Genomic DNA, 23,844 nt, shown 5'->3' on the forward strand with positions numbered 1-23,844 from the left:
AGCTTAAAGATCCAGTCAAAGAGGAGATTGCTTATAACAAACTAGGGAGTGTGTATAACTTTTTAGGAGAGTGCAGCAAAGCAATGGAGCTTCATAACCAGGGATTAACACTTGCGCAAGCAGCTAAAAATCTAGAAGGAGAAGGGAGATCTTATAGGGGGCTTGGTCACACTTATCACATGCTAGGAGATTATCCAAAAGCGCTACAGTTTCATAGGAGGGAGCTAGCCGTTGCAGAAATCATGAAAAATAGGGTAGGAGAGGCGAGTGCTTATGGGCATTTAGGGTGTGTATACCGCTCATTAGGAGAATATCAAAAAGCCGTTGAATGTCATGATAAACATTTAAATATTGCGCTAGATCTACAGGATAGAGTTGCACAAGGCATTGCCTATGGTAATTTAGGAAATGCTTATGATTCATTAGGGGAGTATGAAAAAGCTGTCGAATTTCACGAGAAGGACTTAAAAATTGCCCAGACCTTCAGCAATAAAAGTGCAGAAGGGAATGCACTAGGAAATTTAGGGAATACCTTTGAGGCTTTAGGAGAGTATCAAAAGGCTTTAGAGTGTCATGAATCCCACTTAAACATTGCAAAAGATCTTCAAGATAAAGTTGCAGAAGGGATTGCTTGTGGCAATCTAGGAAATGCATACGATTCTTTAGAAAATTATGAAAAAGCTATAGAGTTTCATCAAAAATATTTAAAGATTGCAACAGATCTTCATGACAAAATAGCACAAGGAAATGCAAGTTGCAATCTAGGGAGTAGTTACGTTTTTTTAGGAAGATTTCTTGAGGCAGTAGAGTGTCTTAAAAAATCTTTGGATATTTTTCTAGAGAGTGGTAACCAGGTTGGATTAGGAATTGCTTACTGTAATCTTGGCAATGCTTACTTTTCTTTAGGGAATGATAAAGAAGCCATGCAGTATCACGAGAAGGCTTTAACCATCGCTCTTCATCACGGCAGCAGGTTAGGAGAAGGTCTAGCTTATAACAATCTGGGCTTTATTTCACGTTCTTTAGAAAAGGATCAACAAGCGGAAGGATATTTTTACAAAAATATCAAAATAGCTGACTCTCTTCAGCAAGATGCAAGACGGCCTCAATGGCAGGTGACTATATTTGAAAAATTATCCACTTCTTATTTTTTACTCGAACAGCTTCTCTTATCTCAACATAAGAGTGCAGAAGCTTTGCAAATAGCAGATGCTAGAAGATCGCGAGCGCTTGCCTCTTTCCTCTCTCAAAAAATGCATCCTCAAGATCAAGCTTTAGAGCCTCTTTCATTTAACGCTATGAAGCTTTTAGCTGAAAAACTTCATACCACATTTATTCTCTACTCTTTAACACCTTTAGCTACTAAAGAGGGATACATTCAAGTGTGGGTCATTTCTCCTAGGCATCCTCTTCCTCTATCGATTAGTCTATCTTCTTTACCGATGGAATTCTTAGAGCCGGATACCATTTTTAAAGCATTTCCTTATCAAGCAGAGTCTCCTAAAAGAGGAAAAAAACTACCCAGTGGGCTTTTTATTGAAAAGCTATCTGCTTGGTATGATAGCTTAATCAAGCCTCTTGAACCGTACCTTCCTTCGCAAGAGTCTCAAGAGATACTCACCTTTATCCCTGATGGTTTTTTAGCCCATATTCCTTTTGGAGCGTTTTATAACCAAGAAAAAGATCACTATCTGATTGAAAAATATCCTGTAACAGTAGCTCCTTCTATTCAAGTTCTCTCTCTTCTGGATCAGCTGCCTAAAGAATCCTCCAGTCAAGTGCTTCTCATGGGTAACCCTACGATTTCTCAGAAGGAAGGAGGTTCATTAGAAAAGGCTGAGCATGAAGTACGTGACATCCTTGCACCCATGATGAATATTCCTCAAGATCAAGTACTAACTCAGAAAGAGGCAACAGTTGCAAATATTTTTAAATACGCTCCTGATGCGCGTAATATTCATATTGGATGCCACGGAATAGAGGGGCAAAAATCCATTGAAAACTCTGATCCTTATTCTGTGATTGAAGGCCGCTTTAATCTCACTCCTAATGAGGAGCATCCATTAGGATATCTTTATGCAAAAGAGATCATTAAAATGACGCTGAAAGCAGATCTTGTGTTTATGAGTATCTGTCATTTAGGAAGAGGCAAGCTTAAACGAGAGGGAAGTATTGGTCCGATTTGGTCTTTTTTAGGAGCAGGTGCTAAATCTACAATAGCTAGTTACTGGCTACTTCCTGAAGGAGAAATGACAGTCAACATGGTCAAGACATTTTATCAGCACTATTTGGGTATTGGGGCTCCTAAGTTAAGTAAAGCTAAAGCTCTTCAGCAAGCAGTCCTCATGGCGATGAAAACAGAGAGAGATAAACCACGTCAATGGGGATCGTTTTTCTTAGCAGGATTAATGGAATAAGCCCAGCTTGCTTATTAAAATGATCAGCAAAATTGCGACATGTCGACCTAATTCTTAAAGGAGACCTAATCATTGAGATAAGTTAAAGATTAAAAAGGAAGATTTTTCATATTTTTTTATTAATTTTTACGTGTTGGAAATATTAGAATTGGTTTCTTTTTTAAGCTTAAAAAATATTGATTATAAATGTAAATATATTTAGCATTTTGATGTTCTATTAAAATTATTGGAGAGTAGAGGTGAGCATTACTAAAAAAATCTTCACTGAATCTGGTTTAATGAAAATATCTATAGCCTCTTCTAATTCTTCGAAGGGTAAAATTCGACTCTACTTTTTTATTGATCAAACTCCAAGCATTATTGAAAGCATTAGGACAATATTTTACTTCCAATCTAAGGGAAAAATTTACAACGGGATTATTAACCAAATCTTTCAAGATATTCAAACAAAGCCGTATCTTTTCAAAGAAGGGAAAAATTTTAAGCTGATATCAGAAGAAGATGTCCTTCGATTAAGAATAGATAGAACTGATGATGATTTGAAAAATACCTGCTATAAATTGAGAGAAATGCGTAAAGCGATTGAGTATCACGAAAAGGATTTAATGAGGGCTCTAGCGTGTATGGACCCATTAGGTAAAGGAGCAGCTTACTGTAATTTGGGAAATACCTACCACCGCTTAGGAGAGATCCGTAAAGCAATCCACTATCATAACCAATATTTAACATCTGCTCAAGAGCTTAAAGATCAAGTATGGGAAGAGAGGGCTTATTACAAGTTGGGAATGGCTTATCATAGTTTAGGAGACATTCGTAAAGCAATTGGGTACTACGAAAAGGAGTTAAATATTGCTCAAAAGCTCGAAAATTTAGAAGAGGTAGGCACTGCTTATAGTAACTTAGGAAATGCTTATTATAGTTTAGGAGAATATCCTCAAGCGATTGATTATTACGAAAAGGATTTAAAGATTACTCTAGAGCTTAAGGACCTAGTAGGGGAAGGGATTACTTATAGTAATTTAGGAATGGCCTATGACAGTTTAAGAGAGTACAAGAAAGCGGTTCAGTACTACGAGCAGAATTTAAATATTATTCTAAAACTTAAAGATCAAGCAGGAGAATGGAAGGCCTATTACAATTTAGGAAATGCAAGCCTCAATTTAGGAAATTACTCTAAAACAATAGAATATCATGAGAAAGGCTTAAAGATAGCGCAAGATCTTAAAGACCAGATAAGAGAGGGAAACTCTTATAGTGGAATGGGAAATGTCTATCGTTGTTTAGGACAATGCCATAAAGCAATTGAGTATCATAATAAGCATTTAAATATTGTCTTAGAGCTTAAAGACCTAGCAGGAGAAGGAATTGCTTATGGTAACTTAGGAAATGCTTATTATAGTTTAGGAGAATATCCTCAAGCGATCGAGTACCATAAGAAACATCGAGAGATTGCTCTAGAACTGGGAGATAAGTTAGGAGAAGGGAACTCTTATAGTGGAGAGGGGCAAGCCTACTGTCATTTAGGAGAATGTCATCAAGCGATCAAGTGTTATAATAAGCATTTAAATATTGTCATAGAGCTTAAAAATCGAATAGAAGAAGGAAAAATTTATGGTAATTTGGGAAATGTCTACCACAGCTTAGGGAACTATATCCAAGCGATCGAATATCATGAGAAACACCAGGTAATGACTCTAGAACGGGGGGATAGGTTAGGGGAAGGGATAGCTTATGGCAATTTAGGAAATGCTTACGATCAATTAGGAGAGTACCATCAAGCAATCCAGTGTCATAATAAGCATTTAAATATTGTCCTAGAGCTTAAGGACCTTGTAGAAGAAGGGGCAGCTTATAACAATTTGGGAAATGCCTATCATAATTTAGGAGAATATTGTAAAGCAATAGAATATCATAAAAAGCACTTAATAATTAGTTTAAATCTTCAAAATAAAGTAGGAAAAGAGAAAGCTTATTCTAACTTGGGAAATAGCTACTATGGTTTAGGTGAGTTTGATAAAGCAATTAAATATTACAAGAAGAGCTTAAAAATTACTCAAAAGCTTAAAGATCACGTAGGTGAGGGAAGATTATATTGTAATTTGGGAATAGCTTTTCATGGGTTAGGAGAGAACCATCAAGCGATTGAATATCACAAAAAATATCTGGAAATTGTTTTAAAGCTTCAAGATAAAGTAGGAGAAGAGAAAGCTTATAGCAATTTGGGGAATGCTCATAGCGATTTAAAAGAATATGATCAAGCAATCAATTACCATAATAAGGCTTTAAAAATTAATCAAGATCTTAAAAATCAATTAAGAGAAGGGATTATTTATAGCAATTTAGGCATAGCCTACTATGGGTTAGAAGATTTTTATAAAGCGATTCAGTATCATACAAATTATTTAAAAATTAATCAAGATCTTAATAATCAAGTAGGAGAAGGGTTTGCTTATGGTAACTTGGGCGAGGCCTATGTTGGCTTAAAAGAGTACAAGAATGCAAGTAAATATTTTTATAAAAATATTGAGATTGCTACAGCTCTTCAGAGGAATATAAAAAAGATTCAACGGCAAATTACTTTCTTTGAGCAGCTATCAAAGCCTTATATAGCTCTAGAAAAAGTGCTGTTATTACAAAATAAAAATCAGGAAGCCTTAGAGATTTCTGATACAAGAAGGTCCCGAGCTCTTTCTTATCTTCTATCTCAAAAATTGCATTTAAAAGAAGGTCAATCATCTCTTCTAAAGCCTCTTTCGGTTGAAAAGATCCAAAAACTAGCTGTTAAGTTGATGACAATTTTAATTGTCTACTCTATTACATCTTTAGATGAAAATAAGCCCTTTATTCAAGTGTGGGTCATTTCTTCCAAAAAAAGAGCGATCTCGTCTATTTCTCTTCCTATTCCAGGTGAAATCTTTTCAAAGTTGGATCAAATTTTTGAGACATTTCCCTATAAGATTGAAGATAGACGTCCCATAAGAGGCGCTAAGCCTATAAGCCAGCTTTTTAAAGAAAAACTCTCTATTTGGTATGATCTGCTCATAGCTCCTTTAGAGCCTTATTTATCTGCACTAGATTCTGGGGAGACACTGACATTGATTCCGGATGGTTTTTTAGCCCACCTTCCTTTTGGAGCGTTTTATAATAAAACAAAAGATCAATATCTTATTGAAAAATATCCGATAGCAGTTGCTCCCTCCATTCAGGTGCTCTCTCTTCTTGATCAGCTTCCTAAAGAAACGTCTTCTCAAGCTCTTCTAATGGGCAATCCTACAACATTTCAAAAAAAATATAATAATCTCAAAAAATCTGAAGCTGAAGTTCGTGATATCATTGCGCCTTGCATGCAATCGTTCACTCTCCAAGTGCTGACTCAAAAAGAGGCGACAGTAGAAAATGTGTTTACGCATGCTCCTGATGCTAGCATCATTCATATTGCAGGTCACGGTGTGGCAAATCAAAAGCCAACAGATGATCCTCACTCTGTTTTTGAAGGATTCTTTAGATTAGCGCCAGATCAAAAACATCCAACAGGTGACCTTCATGCGAAAGAGATAAATGAGCTTTCACTTAAAGCAGATCTTGTTTTCATGAGTGCTTGTCACTTAGGAAGAGGAAATCTCAAAAAAGAGGGAAGCATTGGGCCGGTTTGGTCTTTTTTAGGCGCGGGTGCTAAATCTACCATTGCTAGCTACTGGCCTCTTCCTGAAGGAGACATGACAGTCAAAATGGTAGATATTTTTTACCGCCACTATTTAGGCATTGATACCCCTAAGCTAAATAAAGCAAGGGCTCTTCAGCAAGCTATTCTCATGGCAATGAAAACAGAGCGAGATAATCCGCGTCAGTGGGGAGCATTTTTCTTATCAGGGCTAATGGGTTAAGAGCTTTGATCACGTAAGAGGTTTTATCTATGGATTTTACTTAGGAACTTTATAATCTAGTAGCTTTCATCCTTTGGCAAACTATCCTCAAGAGATTTAGGGAATATTTTATAATAGAAAATAGCTAGTATCTTTATTCTCTCAAGAATTTGCCTTGGCTTTTTGATGCTTCAAAATATCTGTAATATCACTCATGAAAGAGTTATAAAATAGTTAAATTAAGATTCGCTAAAAACCATTGATTGAATTTAATTTTTTATTTAGTATTTGACCTTTTGTGAAACTCTTGTAGATTACAGATATATATTGATAAAAAAATCTTCACGGGAGCCGGGCTATTTAAAATACAGATGCCCCCTTCTGATGCTTCTAATGATAAAATTCGGCTCTATGGCTTTTCTAATCCAACGCCAGAGTGCATTGCAAAGATTCAGAAAATATTTGCATTCAAAATTAAAGGAAAAATTTATGATGGGCTGATCAATGAAATGCTTCAAGATCTTTCAAATAAGCCGTTTTTATTAAAAAAAGGAAATCATTTTCAGCTGATCTCAAAAAAAGAAGCTCTTTTATTAAGATATAGCAATTTGGGAGATGTCTACTATGAGTTAGGAGAGTACCGTAACGCAATCCCATACTATGAGGCGGATTTAAAGTTCGCTCTAGCGTTTCAAGATAGGGCAGGGGAAGGAATTGCTTATAGTAAACTAGGAAATGCTTACGAGCCTTTAGGAGAGTATCGTAAAGCGGCTTACTATCATAAGCAGGATGTAAAGATCGCTCTAGAGCTTCAAGACAAGAGGAGGGAAGGAATAGCTTATAGCAATTTGGGAAATACTTATTGGATATTAGGAGAGAACCATAGAGCAATCTACTACCATGAAAAGCATTTAAAGATCGTGCTAGAGCTTCAATACAGGATAGGGGAAGGCGTAGCTTACGGCAATTTGGGAAATGCTTATTGGAAGTTAGAAGAGAGTCATAAAGCAATCCAATATCATGAGAAGCATTTAGAGATTGCGCTAGAGTTTGAAGATAAGTTAGGGGAAGGGTTGGCTTATGGCAATTTAGGAAATGCTTATACTTCTTTAGGAGAGTACCGTAAAGCAATTGATTTTCATGAAAAGTGTCTAAAAATCGCGCTAGGGCTTCAAGATAAGTTAGAAGAGGGTAGGGCTTATAACAATTTAGGAAACGCTTATCAAAAGTTAGAAGAGTACCGTCAAGCAATCGATTTTCATGAGAAGCGGTTAAAGATTGCTCTAGAGCTTCAAGACAAGATAGGAGAAAGTAGAGCTTATGGCAATTTGGGAATTGCGTATGCTGACTTAGGAGAGCTATCTCAAGCAGAAGAGTATTTTCGTAATAGCATTAAAATTTTTGCCTCTCTTCAACATGATGTAAAACGTGCTGAGTGGCAAATTTCTATATTTGAGGAGCTAGCAAAACCCTATCTAGGTTTAGAGCGAGTTTTATTACAGGGGGGAAATGCCTGCGCTTTAGAGATTTCTGATACAAGGCGCTCTCGTGCACTATCTTCACTCCTATTTCAACGCTTAAGTTTAAAAGAGAATCAAGATTTTTATCTTAATCATCTTTCAGTTCAAAATATACAGGATTTAGCTGAGAAATTTGATACAACTTTCATTATCTATTCTATTAATTCTCCAATTAAGAATTTAATATCTGTTCGCGCATGGATTGTATCTTCTGATAAAGATCCTCTCCAATCCATTTCTCTACCTATTCCAGATGATGTATTTTCAAGATTAGATCACATTTTTAAAACATTCCCTTATCAAACTGAAAAAACTCGTCCAGTCAGAGGTCAGAAACAACCTAGTCAACTTTTTGAGGAAAGACTCTCTTCTTGGTATGAGCTTTTAATTGCTCCTTTAGAAAAGCATATGCCTTTACCAAGTTCTGAAAAAACGATTACCTTTATTCTTGATGGTTTTTTGGCCCACCTTCCTTTTGGAGCCTTTTATAATCGTCAAAAAGATCAGTACCTTATTGAAAACTATTCAATTTCGGTAGCCCCTTCCATTCAGGTGCTCTCTCTCGTAGATCAACTTCCTAAAGAAGCCTCCAATCAAGCTCTTTTGATGGGCAATCCTACAACATCTCAAAAAGAATATAATAACCTCAACAAATCTGAAGATGAAGTCCGTGGTATCATTGCACCTCTTATGCAATCTTGTACTGTTCAAGTGCTAACTCAAAAAGAGGCAACTGTAGGAAATGTCTTTACGCATGCTCCTCATGCTAGCATCATTCATATTGCAGGTCACGGTGTGGCTAATCAAAAGCCTTCGGATGATCCTCACTCTGTCTTTGAAGGATTTTTTAGATTAGCGCCAGATCAAAAACAGGCAGCAGGTGATCTTCATGCGAAAGAGATAAATGAGCTTTCACTCAAAGCAGACCTTGTATTTATGAGCGCTTGCCATTTAGGAAGAGGAAACCTCAAAAGAGAGGGAAGTATTGGTCCTATTTGGTCTTTCTTAGGCGCGGGTGCTAAATCAACAATTGCTAGTTACTGGCCTCTTCCTGAGGGAGATATGACAGTCAAAATGGTAAACACTTTTTACCGGCATTATTTAGGGATTAATACTCTCAAGCTAAATAAAGCAAAAGCTTTGCAGAAGGCAGTCCTCATGGCGATGGAAACAGAGAGAGATAAACCTCGTCAATGGGGAGCGTTTTTCTTATCGGGGCTAATAGAATGAGCGCATCTTTATAGTGCGCAAGGATTTATGAATTTTTTTATAACGGTGTAAGAGTGTGTTGCGTTAATGCTGAAAAATAATATTTTAGATCAAAAAAATGACAATAGTTCCCTTTTCCAGGGAGCTTTTATCCACGTTTTCTAGAAATTAATTTATTAATCGTGCTAGGTTTTTAGAGAAAATTCAATCTTTTTCCTGTGTAGAAATCTACTTTTTAAGCTTCCATTAAAGATTATTTTGCATCTGGACATCATACTTTCTACCAAGATCTTTGACTATATCTCGTCAATTTTCCCCATAAGGATCTAGCTTCTAGATCATTTCCTAATCCCTTGATGATGCGGGCAGCTTCATTTCTTTTTTCCTACACAGGTTCATCATGAATAATCGCTCCTTTTCTGGGCAGAGTAAGAAGCTCCTGATTATACTTCTTTGCTTGGGGCTGCATTTTTCACTGTCAGCGATACTATCTATGAGAGCTCTCCCTTTCTCGCTACCAGCTTTTTTAAGTGCTTTTTCAAAATGAGTAGTGCCCAAGTTCATACCCATCTCTCACTTCAGCTAAGATAATATCTTGTGTCTTTAAATCCATTGCTATATGGAGCTTATGCCACCTAGATTTTCCTCCATATTTAGAGGCTTTGCCACTCTCTTTGCTCCCTACATTTTTAATCCTGTAGAATCTAATACAATTGCCCATGTCTAACAAGGTTTTTAGGAAGAGAAAGAATTTATGCTTTGCCTAGCTACGTCGTGATTGTATGGGATCTCCTTTTTGTGTGATGATAAAAAGTCTAATCTCCCTGCTGCTTCTTTAATCAATAAAAATTTTCCCCATTCCTTTTCTGACTTATGAATAGATTAGCGCAACACACCCAGTCTAAGTACAACCTCCTCATTACCTAATGATTCTATGCAAGAAAAACTATATTTACAAAAAAAAAGCTCTTATGAGAGGATTTAATATCCTCGGTTCATACCCCTTTTACTTATTCTTTTTCTGAATTTCCACTTCCAACCGAAACCGTGATTAAAAAGAGGAATTCATTAAAAAATAAGGATTTTTATGCATATTTCAAGTGCCGGGTATCCCCGTTTTTCAACTCTTAATCCTTCATTGGATTATCATGATATAGAGTTTAGGCAAGCCTTTTTAGCAGAAGAGTTACATCAGCTCACAAGTTTGGAAGGTATTTCTCATGATATTGTGATTAAAGGTGATGTAACCATTGATTCTTCTAATACTCAGGCTTTTGCCCTTTTACAATCCAAAAATGTTAAGATACAAGGTTCACTTTGTTTTCGTGATATATCTCTAATCCCATTACCTGAAGATTTAGAAGTAGAAAAAGATCTTAACCTCTCTGGGTGTAAAGCTCTTACTGTCCTACCAAAGGGGCTTAAAGTAAAGGGGAGTCTTAACCTCTCTTGGTGTACAGGACTGACCTATCTTCCCGAAGATCTAGAAGTAGGAGAAGGCCTTAATCTCTCTGGGTGTAAAGCTCTTACTGCTCTACCGAAGGGGCTTAAAGTAAAAGGGGATCTTAATCTCTCTGAGTGTATATGGTTGACTTATCTTCCCTCAGATCTAAAAGTAGAAAAAAGTCTTAACCTCTCTTGGTGTACAGGACTGACCTATCTTCCCGAAGATCTAGAAGTAGGAGAAGGCCTTAATCTCTCTGGGTGTACAGCTCTTACTGCTCTACCGAAGGGGCTTAAAGTAAAAGGGGATCTTAATCTCTCTCAGTGTACAAAGCTGAGAGGTCTTCCCGCAGATCTAGAAGTAGGAGAAGGCCTTAATCTCTCTGGGTGTAAAGTTCTTACTACTCTACCGAAGGGGCTTAAAGTAAAAGGGGATCTTAATCTCTCTCAGTGTACAAAGCTGAGAGGTCTTCCCGCAGATCTAGAAGTAGAAAAAAGTCTTAATCTCTCTCAGTGTACAAAGCTGAGAGGTCTTCCCGCAGATCTAGAAGTAGAAAAAAGTCTTAATCTCTCTGGGTGTAAAGTTCTTACTGCTCTACCGAAGGGGCTTAAAGTAAAAGGGGATCTTAATCTCTCTCAGTGTACAAATCTGACAGGTCTTCCCGCAGATCTAGAAGTAGAAAAAAGTCTTAATCTCTCTGGGTGTAAAGTTCTTACTGCTCTACTGAAGGGGCTTAAAGTAAAAGGGGATCTTAATCTCTCTCAGTGTACAAAGCTGACAGATCTTCCCGAAGATCTAGAAGTAGGAGAAGACCTCAACCTCTCTGAGTGCGCAGCTCTTACTGCTCTACCGAAGGGGCTTAAAGTAAAAGGGGATCTTAATCTCTCTCAGTGTACAAAGCTGACAGATCTTCCCGAAGATGTAGAAGTAGGAGAAGACCTCAACCTCTCTGAGTGCGCAGCTCTTACTGCTCTACCGAAGGGGCTTAAAGTAAAAGGGGCTCTTAATCTCTCTCAGTGTACAAATCTGACAGATCTTCCCGAAGATCTAGAAGTAGGACAAGATCTTGATCTCTCTTGGTGTAAAGCTCTTACTGCTCTACCAAAGGGGCTTAAAGTAAAAGGGGCTCTTAATCTCTCTCAGTGTACAAATCTGAGAGATCTTCCCGAAGATCTAGAAGTAGGACAAGATCTTAATCTCTTTAGGCATAACATTCTTACTAATCTACCAAAGGGGCTTAAAGTAAAGGGAAGTCTTAATCTTCGTGAGTGTACAAATCTGAGAGATCTTCCCGAAGATCTAGAAGTAGGACAAGATCTGAATCTTGCGGAGTGTAAAGCTCTTACTAGTGTACCAAAGGGGCTTAAAGTAGAGGGAAATCTTAATCTTTCTGAGTGCACAGCTCTTATCACTTTACCGAAGGGGCTTAAAATAAAGGGAGATCTTAACCTCTCTTATTGTATATGGCTGACAGATCTTCCCGAAGATCTAGAAGTAGGACAAGATCTGAATCTTGCGGAGTGTAAAGCTCTTACTAGTGTACCAAAGGGGCTTAAAGTAAAGAGAAGTCTTAATCTTCGTGAGTGTACAAAGCTGACAGATCTTCCTGAAGATCTAGAAGTAGGACAAGATCTGAATCTTGCGGAGTGTAAAGCTCTTACTAATCTACCAAAGGGGCTTAAAGTAAAAGGGGATGTTAATCTCTCTGGGTGTATGAGGCTGACCTATCTCCCTGAAAATCTAGAAGTAGAACGAGGCCTTAATCTTTGTAAATGTAAAGCTCTTACTGCTCTACCAAAGGGGCTTAAAGTAAAGGAAAGTCTTAATCTTCGTGAGTGTACAAAGCTGACAGATCTTCCCGAAGATCTAGAAGTAGGAGAAGACCTCAACCTCTCTGGGTGCGCAGCTCTTACTGCTCTACCCAAGGGGCTTAAAGTAAAGGGAAATCTTAATCTTCGTAATTGTAAAAAGCTGATAGATCTTCCCGAAGATCTAGAAGTAGGACAAGATCTTAATCTTTCTAAGTGTAAAGCTCTTACTGCTGTACCTAAGGGGCTTAAAGTAAAGAGAAATCTTAATCTCTCTGAGTGTATGGGGTTGACCTATCTCCCTAAAAATCTAGAAGTAGGAGAAGACCTTAACCTCTCGGAGTGTGAAGCTCTTACTAATCTACCAAAGGGGCTTAAAATAAAAGGGGATCTTGACCTCTCTTATTGTATAGGGCTGACAGATCTTCCCGAAGATCTAGAAGTAGGACAAGATCTTAATCTTTCTAAGTGTAAAGCTCTTACTGCTGTACCAAAGGGGCTTAAAGTAAAGAGAAATCTTAATCTCTATGAGTGTATGGGATTGACCTATCTCCCTGAAAATTTAGAAGTAGGAGAAGACCTTAACCTCTCGGGGTGCAAAGCTCTTACTGCTGTACCTAAGAGGCTTAAAATAAAAGGAAATCTTAACCTCTCTTATTGCACAGGACTCACTCATCTCCCTGAAGATTTAGAAATAGGAAATAACCTTAATCTCTCTCATTGCATAGCTCTTACAGCTTTATCTCCCACTCTAAAATTGGGAGGGAATTTAGATTTAAGTGACTGCACGTATCTGACATCTTTACCCAATTGGATTACAACTTTAGGCAGCTGTTCTAATGGGGAGGAGCGTACTGTATACCTTACGGGATGCGGGCTCTCACCTGCAGTGATGAGAAGATTGGAAGAAGATACTGTAAATATCGAAGGGATGCAATTTCACTTTTCAATAGGTGCTGCTGATGATTATATCATCGAATTTAGCACATTACTTCCTGCTATTCAGTTTTGGCAAGAAGAAGCTGGAGGGGAATTTCTAGATCCTGAAACAGTGTGTCACAAGCTGCATCAAAATCTCACTGAGGTGCAAGATCATGAAAATCTGTTAACATTTTTGATACGTCTTACAGGGACTGAAGATTATTATAACAGCTCTACAAGGAGTGCTCTTGCAGTCCGCGTACTCACAATGCTTCAACTGATGGAAACAGATGAAACATTTTGTCACCATGCCGCGTTTTTGATCCATCAAGGGCTTTCATCTTGCGATGACCGTGTGATGACAACTCTGGATGATATTGGCTTTTATCAAAAACTCTGTCATTTAGAGCGTCCCTCTATCACAGAGGAAGAGCTTAAAATTGCTGGGAGAGGTTTTTTCCTTTTAGAAAAGCTGAATCAAAACATAAGGAAGTATATCAAGACACTTCGCTTTGTGGATGAAGTAGAAGTGCATATGGCATTTCATACAAGGTTACAAGAAATGCTCCATCTTCCTATTGAAACAAAAAATATGCTTTTTAGACGGTATGTTGATATTTCAGATGAAAAGATCGATAGAGTGGGAGAGGAAGTGTTACAAGAAGAAACAGAGGCTGAACTTAGCGCATTTTTAGCTACGTGGGACCCTTGGATAAGGTATCAAAGAAGAGTCTCCATAATGCAGTGGGATCTTCTTCCTAATATAGAAAGAGCTCTATGTTCTACAGACATTTGTCCTTATCTTCAAGATGCCCCAATAAAACCAATCCTTTATCGGGGCACCCTGTACGATTACGAGGCATTTATTCGAAGATATATTGAAAAGGGTGTGGATTTATATGGAGAGAAAGTGGCGCTTCATCAGCTTTTTCGTATCCATATTCCTCAAGCTCTTCCACCCTCTTTAGAGTCTTCAGAGGAAAAGAGGCAAGACGAGGATTGAAGATAATAGGCTACTGAAGAAAGTTAAGCAGAAAAATAACTAGCTTGACTCTAGCTGTTTGATCTCATAACTCATCCTTGGTTGGTAATTTTTTATAATACAACCCGGCATATTTTGGGATCAAACATGGGATACTCCAAAGTTCAATAAAGCAAAGGCTCTTTAGCAAGCAGTACTCATAGTGATGAAAACAGATCAGAATAAACCCCGTCAAAGGGGGAGCATTTTTCTTATCAGGGCTAATGGATTAAAAACTTCAGCAAAGCAAGAGTAGGTTTCCCCATACGCGAGAATTAAAAAGAGCTGAAAGCTTATCTCATGAAAGGTTGGATTTTCATTTTGAACTGTTTAAATATTGAATTTTAGAAAGAGCCATTTGAGGAGCAATACCCTCATATGAGGGCATTGCTGACAAAATTAAAAAAGATCACTCTTTGATAGAGCTAATATCTTGTTTTTCCCCGTAGATAAGTCTTGATCCTCTTTTTCCTGTTAAATAGCAAAATATCCATTCAATCATGACAGAAAGCCGGTTACGGAATCCAATGAGATATGCAATATGCACAAAACACCACATGAGCCAGGCAAAAATGCCAGTAAATTTAAGCTTACCTACAGAGACGATTGCTTTTCCTCTTCCAATTGTTGCCATGCTTCCCTTATCAAAATAGGAAAACGGACGTCTTTCTTTTTCAAAATTAGAGAGGAGTTTAGCGACATACTTTCCTTGTTGAATCGCAACAGGCGCAATACTAGGAAGCGGTTTTTGATCTTTTCCTAAAACACAGGCAGCATCTCCAATCACAAAGATAGAGTCATCATCTGGAAGAGAAAGATCACTTTTTACAATCACCCTTCCTTGCCGGTCCAGCGGGACATTGAGCGTTTTTAAAAGAGAAGAAGCTTGGTTTCCTGCTGCCCATAGGACATTATGCGAGGAGAAGAACCCCTTTTCAATTTGAACCCCGTTGGATGAGACATCTATCACTTTTGCCCCTTCTAAGACAGTGACTCCTAATTTTTCTAAATCACGCTTGGCTCTTAATGAGAGACTTTCAGGGTACATCGGAAGAATACGGGGAGCGGCTTCTATAAGATAGATCTTGGCTTTTTCAGGGTTAATTTTGCGGAAGTTCTTACGGAGTGTTTGACGGGAAATCTCTGCAATGGCGCCTGCCATTTCCACACCTGTCGGGCCGCCGCCAATGATGATAAAATTTAAATATTTTTCTCTCTCTTCTAGACTCTCTGTACATTCTGCTTTTTCAAAAGAGAGTAAAATCGATTCCCTAATTTTAAGCGCATCTTGCACTGTTTTAAGACCAGGAGCAAACTCTTCCCAAGCGTCATGTCCAAAGTAAGAGTGCCTAGCTCCTGGAGAGACAATAAGATAGTCATAGCTGTACTCTTCTTGATGAGAGAGATGTACTTTTTTCTTCTCTTTATCAATGGAGGTAACATTTCCCATCACGACAGTCACATTGCTTTGTTTTCGAAGCACTTCCCGGATGGGTATGGCAATTTCTCCAGGGGAAAGCGCTGCACTTGCAACTTGATAAAGAAGCGGTTGAAAGAGGTGGTGATTGGTTTTATCAATGAGTAAAATATCAACAGGTGCGTTTTTTAAAGCTTTAGCAGCGTTAAGACCTGCAAAGCCTCCGCCAATAATGATAATTTTTTTAGGGTTCATACTCTTGGTCTATAGCTTAGGGTGAATATAAATGTCATCTTTTTAGTCATTTTTACAGATTATATTTGAAAGAAGTGAAATTGTAGAAAAACCTTCCTAGTTCAAATAGAGAAAAACAAAAAATGGTAATATTTTAACTCTTTCTTAGCAAAAAAAAATCCATGCAAACATTTTTTATCAACTAGGGGTTGCACCTTTATAACTAATCAAGTTAAACTTTAACCTCATTTGGTAATGGCTAGTGAGGGGATATTTTTTGCTTCCCTTTGCTTGAAAAAATCAAGCTGATCAGCCATAGATCAAAATAATAGCGAGGTGTTTTTATGAAAAAAATCGTCCATAAGCTCAAAGTTAAAAACGCTTTAGGGTTACATGCAAGACCAGCTGCAACCATTGCAAAACTTCTACAAACTTCAAAGTCTCAAGTCTCCTTTTCGTATCAAAAAGAGACCGTCAATGCGCGTAGCATCATGAGCATTTTAATGTTAGCGATCAAAAAAAATAGTCTTGTTACCGTCACAATTGAAGGGGAAGATGCCGATGAGACGCTGGCAAGATTGATTGAGGTTTTTGAAAATCGATTTGGAGAGTAGTTTTTGGATCATCAAGGAAATGGACAACATGAGATCAGATTAAAAGGCGCTCCTATTAGCCAAGGAATTGCGATAGGAAAACCGATTTTTCTCTCCCCAGAAGCTGAAGAAATTCCGAATTTTCCCATTACAATGGGGGAAGTTGAAGGAGAAATTGGAAGATACCGGCAAGCGCTTGTCTCAAGCCGTGAAGATTTAAAAAGACTTCATGAAGATCTCACACAAGCAGGCTCTAGTGAAGTAGCTGCCATCATCAGCACCCATATTGAGATGCTAGGGGACCCTTTGATGACAACGCACATGGAGTGTAAAATCCAAGAGATGCTCAAAAACACAGAATCGGTTTTTCATATTGTCATTAACGACTATGAAAGACGGCTGGGGCGTAGCAAAGATATTTTCTTTCAACAAAGACTGAGCGATGTTAAAGATCTTTCAAGAAGAGTATTAAGAAAGCTCAGTGATTCTCATAAAGTACCCTTTGATCAAGTGCCTAAAGATGCCATCATTTTTGCAAGAGAGCTTGTTCCCTCTGATACCGCCTCTCCTCAAACCTCTTATGTCAGTGCCTTTGTCACCCAAGCTGGGGGAGGCATGTCGCATGCTGCTTTGATTGCAAGAGCTAAAGGGATTCCTTATGTGTCTAATGTGGCGATTGATTTCATCGAAAAGATTAAAAGTGATTCTGTCATTGTGGATGGAAGAACAGGTGATATTATCTTAAACCCCTCTCAGTCAACCTTAGAAAAATACCTAGCACTTAAAAAGCTTCTTGATAAGCAATATCAACAATTAGAAAACGGGATTGATCTCCCTTCCAAAACCTTAGATGGAGAGATCATTCAGCTTTATGCCAATATTAATCATCTAGGAGAATCAAAGCTTGCCTCGTATCATAAAGTGGAAGGGATTGGACTCTTTAGATCTGAATACCTCTTCTTACAAGATAACGCGCTTCTTTTTGATGAAGAGAGGCAGTACCGTATTTATGAAGAGCTCTTAAAAGAGTCAGGTAGCTTAAGTGTGACAGTGAGAGTCATGGATCTTGGCGGAGATAAATATATGGAATCTACCCAAGAGATGAAAGAGCAGCTGATGGTAGAGTCAAGAGGTATCCAGTTTCTTCTTAAAAGAAAAGATATCTTTAAAGTGCAGCTAAGAGCGCTTTTAAGAGCGGGCTATAACTACCCTTATTTACGGATCTTATTCCCGTTTGTCACAAGCATTGAAGAGTTAAGAGAGGGTAAGAGGGTTGTAGATGAGGTGAGAGAAGAGCTCCTTTTGCAGCATATCCCTTTTCTAAAAACTACGCCGATTGGATGCATGCTAGAAGTGCCGTCAGCTGTCCTCATTTGTGACGCTCTTGCTGAAGAGAGTGATTTCTTAGCGCTCGGGACAAACGATCTTATTCAATATACGTTAGGGATTGATCGAACTAATTTTGATATCACCCCTTTTTATCACCCGACACATCCTGGCATTTTACGGATGATTCATATGGTGCTAACAGAGGGGAATAAGCAGGCAAAACCTGTGACTATTTGCGGAGAGATGGCTTCAAATCCCCGTTTTACAGAGCTTCTTTTGGGCTTAGGGATGCGTCAATTTTCCTGCGCCCCCAGATTTTTACCGCTCATTAAAAAGACATTAAGAGGCATTTCACTTTCTCAGGCAACAGGGATGGCAAAGCACATTCTTTCATTAAAAACCTCTCAGGAAATTTCTGCTTTTTTGGAGAGATAGGGTTTAAGTAGATTCATTTTTGAATTTCTTTTATTGAAATCAAAAAAAATGTTCCCAAAAAAATAACAGTTACTTTATATCCCATTTTCATGAAAGAAAGGGTTGAAATTTGGGTGATTCTCCTTTGGGTCAGTTGTAGCTGTACGGCAAGTCGGTCAGTCATTGATCAAGCGCCTTATAGCGTATCTCAAAATAGTAGCTATTATGCCGCTCCTATCACACCTGAAAAAGCTTTAGAAGAAGAGCTACCGTCTACTTTAACGCTTGAGGCGATCATTCACCTAGCGCTATCTCACAACCCCTCTACAGCTAAAGCGTGGGCTGAGGCAAGAGTTGCAGCAGCTACTTGGAGAGAGTCTCAAAGCGGGGACTTCCCCATCATTTCAGGGGGGTATCAACTGAGTAGAAGTAAAGAGCCTGTGACAGCTGCGCTCTCACCTGAAGTCATCTCAGAATATGCAACAGAGTGGGGCCCTCAGCTAGATTTAACCTACACTCTTTTAGACTTTGGACAAACAAGCATGCAAATTCAAGCTGCCAAAGAAGCGCTTTTGAGCGCAGATTGTCTGCATCGCTACCAAATTCAAACCACACTTCAGCAAACACTTTTTAGTTACTATAGCTACCTCAGTCAGCAAAATGAGCTCACATCCCAAGAGTTAAATGTTAACACTGCCGCTTTAACAGAGCATATCGTTGAAAAAGAGGTAACGCTCGGCATTAAAGACGCCTCTGATCTGTTACAAGCAAAAACAGAGCTTTTAAAAGCACAAATTGAAGTGGCCCTGCAAAAGCAAAAGGTCATAGAGGCTAAGGCTAATTTGTTAACGCAAATAGGGATGAAGTGTAATCACCCTGTGGAAATTGAGGCGTGTTTTGATAAAATTTATAGCTTAGTGACTCACTACGACACTGAGGCTCTTTTAAAGATTGCTTTAGCCAAAAGATCTGATTTACTCTCCAGTCAGGCATCTCTTAGAGCTCAAGAATTTAGAGTTAAAGGGGCTAAAAGGCAGTTTTTTCCAGAGGTGACATACGATCTCTCAGCTTTTACAGGCCGGGTAAAACCAGGAGGAGATGTAGGCATAAACTATAGCAGTGTAATTGCTTTAAATATTCCGTTATTTAGCGGATTTTCCTCCCTCAATCAGCTAGAAAAGGAAAAGTCTTTAAGAGATGTGTACGCTGCTTCTTTAAAACAAAGTGAGCTTCTTGTAAGAGAGCAGGTGATCACCTGTCATGCGGCTATGCAAACATCAACGACTGTATTAGAGCTTGCAAAGGCGTTTGAAAAGGCTTCTTTAGAGCAGTATGAAGCGGCCCTTGGAAGGTATCAAGCAGGTGTAGGGTCTATTCTTGAGCTCACAACTTCTCAAAATACATTAGGAGTAGCTAGATCACAGCTTGTAAAAAGTCAAACAGAGCTATTAAGTGCCTTTGTGAATTTGCATTATGTCACCGGGCTTTTAGCCCCTTTATCTTAAGGAGAGAAAATGAAAAAATGGATGCTCTTCTTATTACTCTGTAGTTGTTCTAAAGAAATACATAAGGCGCCGGTTCTTCCATATGTGAAGATCGCCTCTGCAATGCAGCAAGATGTCCCTCTTTTTTTAGAGTATGTAGGGCATATTGAGCCGAACTTACAAGTTAGCCTCAAATCTGAGGTGAGTGGTATTTTAGAAGAGGTGCATTTTATCGAAGGCAAATCTGTTAACAAAGGAGATCTTCTTTTAACTATTCATAAGGCGCCTTTTGAGGCAGCAGTTCAGCAGTGTGAGGCAGTTTTAAATCACAACTTAGCGCTTTATCAGCAAGCCCAAGACACCCTCAAGAGGTATCATGATCTTCAATTAAAAAACTATATCTCTCAGTTAGATTATGAAAATTTAAAAACAAATCTATCAATCACAGAAGCGGCTGTTGAAGAGTCTAGAGCTTTATTAAGAAAAGCACAGCTTGATTTAGATAACTGCTGCATTTACGCGCCTTTTACAGGGGTCATGGGAAAACTTTATCAAGACCCAGGAAGTTACATCTCAGTAGGGGGAGAGAGCCCTTTAGTGACGTTAAATCAAATTACCCCGATTCGTCTTACCTTTCATGTCCCTGAAAAAGATTTTGGACTCATCACCTCTTTTCAAGCTAAAGGGTCTCTTAAGACAGAGATTTTTTATCAAAATAAGTGGATTGAAGGCACTCTTTTTCTAATAGATAATGCCATTAATGAATTGACTGGCACCTGTCTTTTACAGGCACTATTTCCCAATCAAGATCAGGTATTATGGCCGGGGATGTTTGCAGATGTGAGGCTGATCTTAACCACTCAAAAAGGGGCTATCACGCTCCCTTCACAATCAGTATCATCCGGGCAAAAAGGCCCGTATATTTATGTTTTACAAGATGATCAAACAGTCGAATTAAGAGAAGTGATGTTAGGACAAGATGATCTGCAATCTGTTGTGATTACAAAGGGCGTAAATGCCGGTGAAAGAGTGGTGACGGAGGGGCAAATTCATTTAACACCAGGGGTTAAAGTTCAGGTTAAACGATGAACCTCTCTTCTTTCTTTATTCACCGCCCTGTTATGACCCTTTTACTGACGGCCTCAGTGATTTTTTCTGGAGTCCTCGCTTATCAAAAACTTCCCGTAAGCGCGCTTCCAAATGTCAATTATCCAGCGATCACCGTTTCAGTCAGTTATCCAGGATCTAGCCCTTTGGTGATGGCAAACACGGTTGTCAGCCCGCTAGAGAGGCAGTTTTTAACCATTGGGGGGTTAAAAACCTTAGCGTCGACAAGTTCTTTGGGAAGTGCAAACGTTGTTTTACAGTTTGATCTCAATAAAAATATCGACGGAGCAGCGCTTGATGTGCAATCTGCGATTAATGCAGCGCTTGGAGATCTTCCTCAAGATCTTCCCCATGCCCCAACCTACAGTAAAGTGAGTACGGCGCAGACGCCTGTCTTATATTTTGCCCTCACCTCAGTAACCATGCCGCGGTATGAGCTTTATGACTACGCCTACACGTTAGTGGGCGAGAGACTGAGCACCGTATCAGGAGTGGCTAAAGTAGAAGTGTACGGCTCTCCTTTTGCCATTCGGGTTCAAGTGGATCCTCAAAAGCTTGCAGCAAGAGGCATTGGAATTGATGAAGTGGCTATCGCTTTAGAAAAAGCTAATACCCACCTTCCTATAGGTGTGCTTAATGGCCCTTATAAAGAGGTCATGATTTCAACAGACGGTCAGCTAGAAAAAACATTTAACTATGACAATGTGGTCATTAAAAATAGTAATAATCAAATTGTACGGATTCAAGATGTGGGAAGAGCTGTGAATTCAACATCTAGTGATCAAGAGTATCAGCAGCTACTTACAGAAGAGGGGGCGCAAGATAGCGTGATCTTTGGGATTTTAACGCAGCCAGGTGTCAACACCATGGAGGTGATTGAAGCCATTGATGAAGTATTACCGCATCTCAAATCCACACTTCCTGGTTCCATTACACTGAAAAAATTTTTCGATAAATCAGATTTTATCCAAGAATCTCTCTTTGATGTAGAGATCACCGTCATCCTTTCCTTTATTCTGGTGATCGGGGTGATCTTTTTTTATTTTGGAAAACTACGCAATACTCTCATTCCAGCCCTCTCGCTTCCCTTGGCTGTCATGGGAGGGTTTACAGTGATGCTGATGGGGGGCCTTAGTTTAGATATTTTATCTCTTTTAGCTATCACGCTCTCTTTAGGGTTTTTAGTTGATGATGCCATTGTTGTGTTAGAAAATATCATGCGGCACGCTGAGATGGGAAAACCTCCTCTACAAGCAGCACTTGAGGGCTCAAAGGAAATTGTGATGACTGTTGTCTCGATGACCCTTGCTTTATGTGCGGTTTTTATCCCTCTTTTTGCGATGAAGGGGGTAATTGGAGAGCTCTTTTATGAGTTTTCTTTCGTGATTGTCATCTTAATTGGATTATCAGGAGTGATCTCTTTAACACTCACACCTTTACTATGTAGCCGCTTTATTGCTGTAAAAACACGGGAGCCACACAAAAGTCAGATGCAAGAATTCTCCTCTTCTTTTCAAGAGGCGCTGCAAACAATCTATCAAAGAACACTCCAAAAATCGCTAGCCTGTCCTAAGGCAGTGCTAAGTATTTGCGTCATTTGTATTAGCGCCACCGTGGGCTTTTTTGTCTTACTTCCTTCTGATTTCTTACCCCCAGATGATCTTGGCCTCATCATCATGCGCGCGCAAGCACTACCTGGCACATCTCCTCATGAGATGAAAACCATTCAGAAGGAACTTGAGCAAAAAATTCGGTTTCATCCAGCAGTTCAAGAAATCATCTCGATCGCCCCGTTTCCAGATAGTAATAAAGGCGGCCTCTTTGTGAGTCTAAAACCTTTTCAAGAAAGAGAATCTATCTTTAAGGTGATGGACGATTTTAACAAGGTTTATGAAACCTCTACCAAAGCTAAAATCTACATGAAGCCGCTTCCTCTCATTGATCTTCAGGTGAGCACTTCAAGCACAAATGCAGCTTATCAATACACTCTGCAAAGTTTAAATACAGAAGATCTCTATTTAGTAGCAGATACGTTCATGAATAAGATGAAAATGATCCCTGAAATCAAACAAGTGAGCTCTGATATGGAGCTTAAACAACCAGGTCTTTTTCTCTCTCTTCAAAGAGATCAAGCTGATCTCTTAAGTGTCTCTGCAGAAGGGATTGAGTCTGTTTTATCATATGCCTTTGGAAAGCGCCCAATCACGTTCATGAATCAATCTCAAAATCAATACGATGTGATTTTAGAGGTGGAAAAAAAGTTTTCCAGAGATAAAACTAATCTCAATCAACTCTATGTCAGATCTTCAAAAGGCCCCCTTGTGCCGCTAAGTAGTTTAGTCAAAGCTCATGAAACAGTTGGTCCCTTAAATATTAACCGCATTAATGGGATGCCAGCTGTGAACTTATTCTTTGATATTGGTAAAGCGCCGCTTGGGCCTGTGTTAGAGCAGATTAAAACAGTGGCTCTAGAAACACTTCCCTCAACTGTAATCGGGACGGCTCAAGGAAATGCCGAGGTGTTTCAAAGCTCTTTGAGCAGTCTCTACATTGCTCTTGTGATTGCTTTTTTCGTGGTCTATGTGATCTTAGGCATACTATATGAAGATTTTTTACATCCGCTCACGGTGATGTCAACACTTCCTCCTGCTGCTTTTGGGGGGCTTGCGACACTTGCTCTTTTTAGAGAGCCTCTTTCTCTTTACGCCTTTGTAGGACTTATTCTTCTTTTAGGAATTGTGATGAAAAATGGCATCATGATGGTGGATTTTGCAACAACCTACTTTAAACAAGGCAAAACACATCACGACTCTATCACTCAAGCGTGTTTAGAGAGGTTTCGTCCGATTTTAATGACAACATTTTCAGCGCTCATGGGAGCAGTTCCCATTGCCATAGGGATTGGAGGGATGACAGCTCAAAGTAGACGGTCTCTTGGTCTTGTGATTATTGGAGGGCTTCTCATTTCTCAAGTGATTACGCTCTATGTCACTCCGGCTCTTTATCTTTTTTTAGAAAGGATACGAAGCTATTTTCTGAAGTCAGAATAGATTTTATCTAAAA

8 protein-coding genes are annotated in these 23,844 nt (G+C 38.9%); 7 read left to right on the forward strand and 1 reads right to left on the reverse strand.

Features of this window, described 5'->3' with window-relative positions:
- Positions 1-6,651 precede the first annotated feature (6,651 nt).
- Positions 6,652-9,030, forward strand: coding sequence for a CHAT domain-containing protein (locus tag ACI7T6_RS01530; protein ID WP_404665834.1), 2,379 nt, complete (start codon positions 6,652-6,654; stop codon positions 9,028-9,030).
- Between the two features lie 1,066 nt (positions 9,031-10,096).
- Positions 10,097-14,185, forward strand: a complete 4,089-nt coding sequence (locus ACI7T6_RS01535) for an NEL-type E3 ubiquitin ligase domain-containing protein (RefSeq protein ID WP_404665835.1) — start codon at positions 10,097-10,099, stop codon at positions 14,183-14,185.
- A 427-nt stretch (positions 14,186-14,612) separates the two neighbouring features.
- On the opposite strand, the gene ACI7T6_RS01540 is transcribed toward ACI7T6_RS01535, so the two are convergent.
- Complete coding sequence (locus ACI7T6_RS01540; RefSeq protein WP_404665836.1) at positions 14,613-15,875, reverse strand: NAD(P)/FAD-dependent oxidoreductase; 1,263 nt, start codon at positions 15,873-15,875, stop codon at positions 14,613-14,615.
- 323 nt (positions 15,876-16,198) lie between these two features.
- Between ACI7T6_RS01540 and ACI7T6_RS01545 the strand changes: the two genes are divergently transcribed.
- From ACI7T6_RS01545 to ACI7T6_RS01565, 5 genes are all read left to right on the forward strand, one after another.
- A complete protein-coding gene (locus ACI7T6_RS01545) occupies positions 16,199-16,468 on the forward strand; it encodes an HPr family phosphocarrier protein (RefSeq protein WP_404665837.1) in 270 nt (89 codons plus the stop codon).
- A 3-nt stretch (positions 16,469-16,471) separates the two neighbouring features.
- Entirely contained in the window at positions 16,472-18,211 is a 1,740-nt protein-coding gene (gene ptsP, locus ACI7T6_RS01550) for a phosphoenolpyruvate--protein phosphotransferase (protein WP_404665838.1), read from the forward strand.
- Between the two features lie 89 nt (positions 18,212-18,300).
- Positions 18,301-19,695 (forward strand): TolC family protein, encoded by a 1,395-nt coding sequence (locus tag ACI7T6_RS01555; RefSeq protein WP_404665839.1) that lies wholly within the window; start codon positions 18,301-18,303, stop codon positions 19,693-19,695.
- A 9-nt stretch (positions 19,696-19,704) separates the two neighbouring features.
- Positions 19,705-20,763, forward strand: a complete 1,059-nt coding sequence (locus ACI7T6_RS01560) for an efflux RND transporter periplasmic adaptor subunit (RefSeq protein ID WP_404665840.1) — start codon at positions 19,705-19,707, stop codon at positions 20,761-20,763.
- The gene (locus ACI7T6_RS01565) at positions 20,760-23,831 is read left to right on the forward strand and encodes an efflux RND transporter permease subunit (protein ID WP_404665841.1); all 3,072 of its coding nucleotides are present in this window, start codon (positions 20,760-20,762) and stop codon (positions 23,829-23,831) included. The genes ACI7T6_RS01560 and ACI7T6_RS01565 overlap by 4 nt, the downstream gene beginning before the upstream one ends.
- Positions 23,832-23,844: the final 13 nt, after the last annotated feature.

The organism is Rhabdochlamydiaceae symbiont of Dictyostelium giganteum (assembly GCF_964291045.1).
In the GTDB taxonomy this organism is placed as follows: Bacteria; Chlamydiota; Chlamydiia; order Chlamydiales; family Rhabdochlamydiaceae; genus PALSA-1444.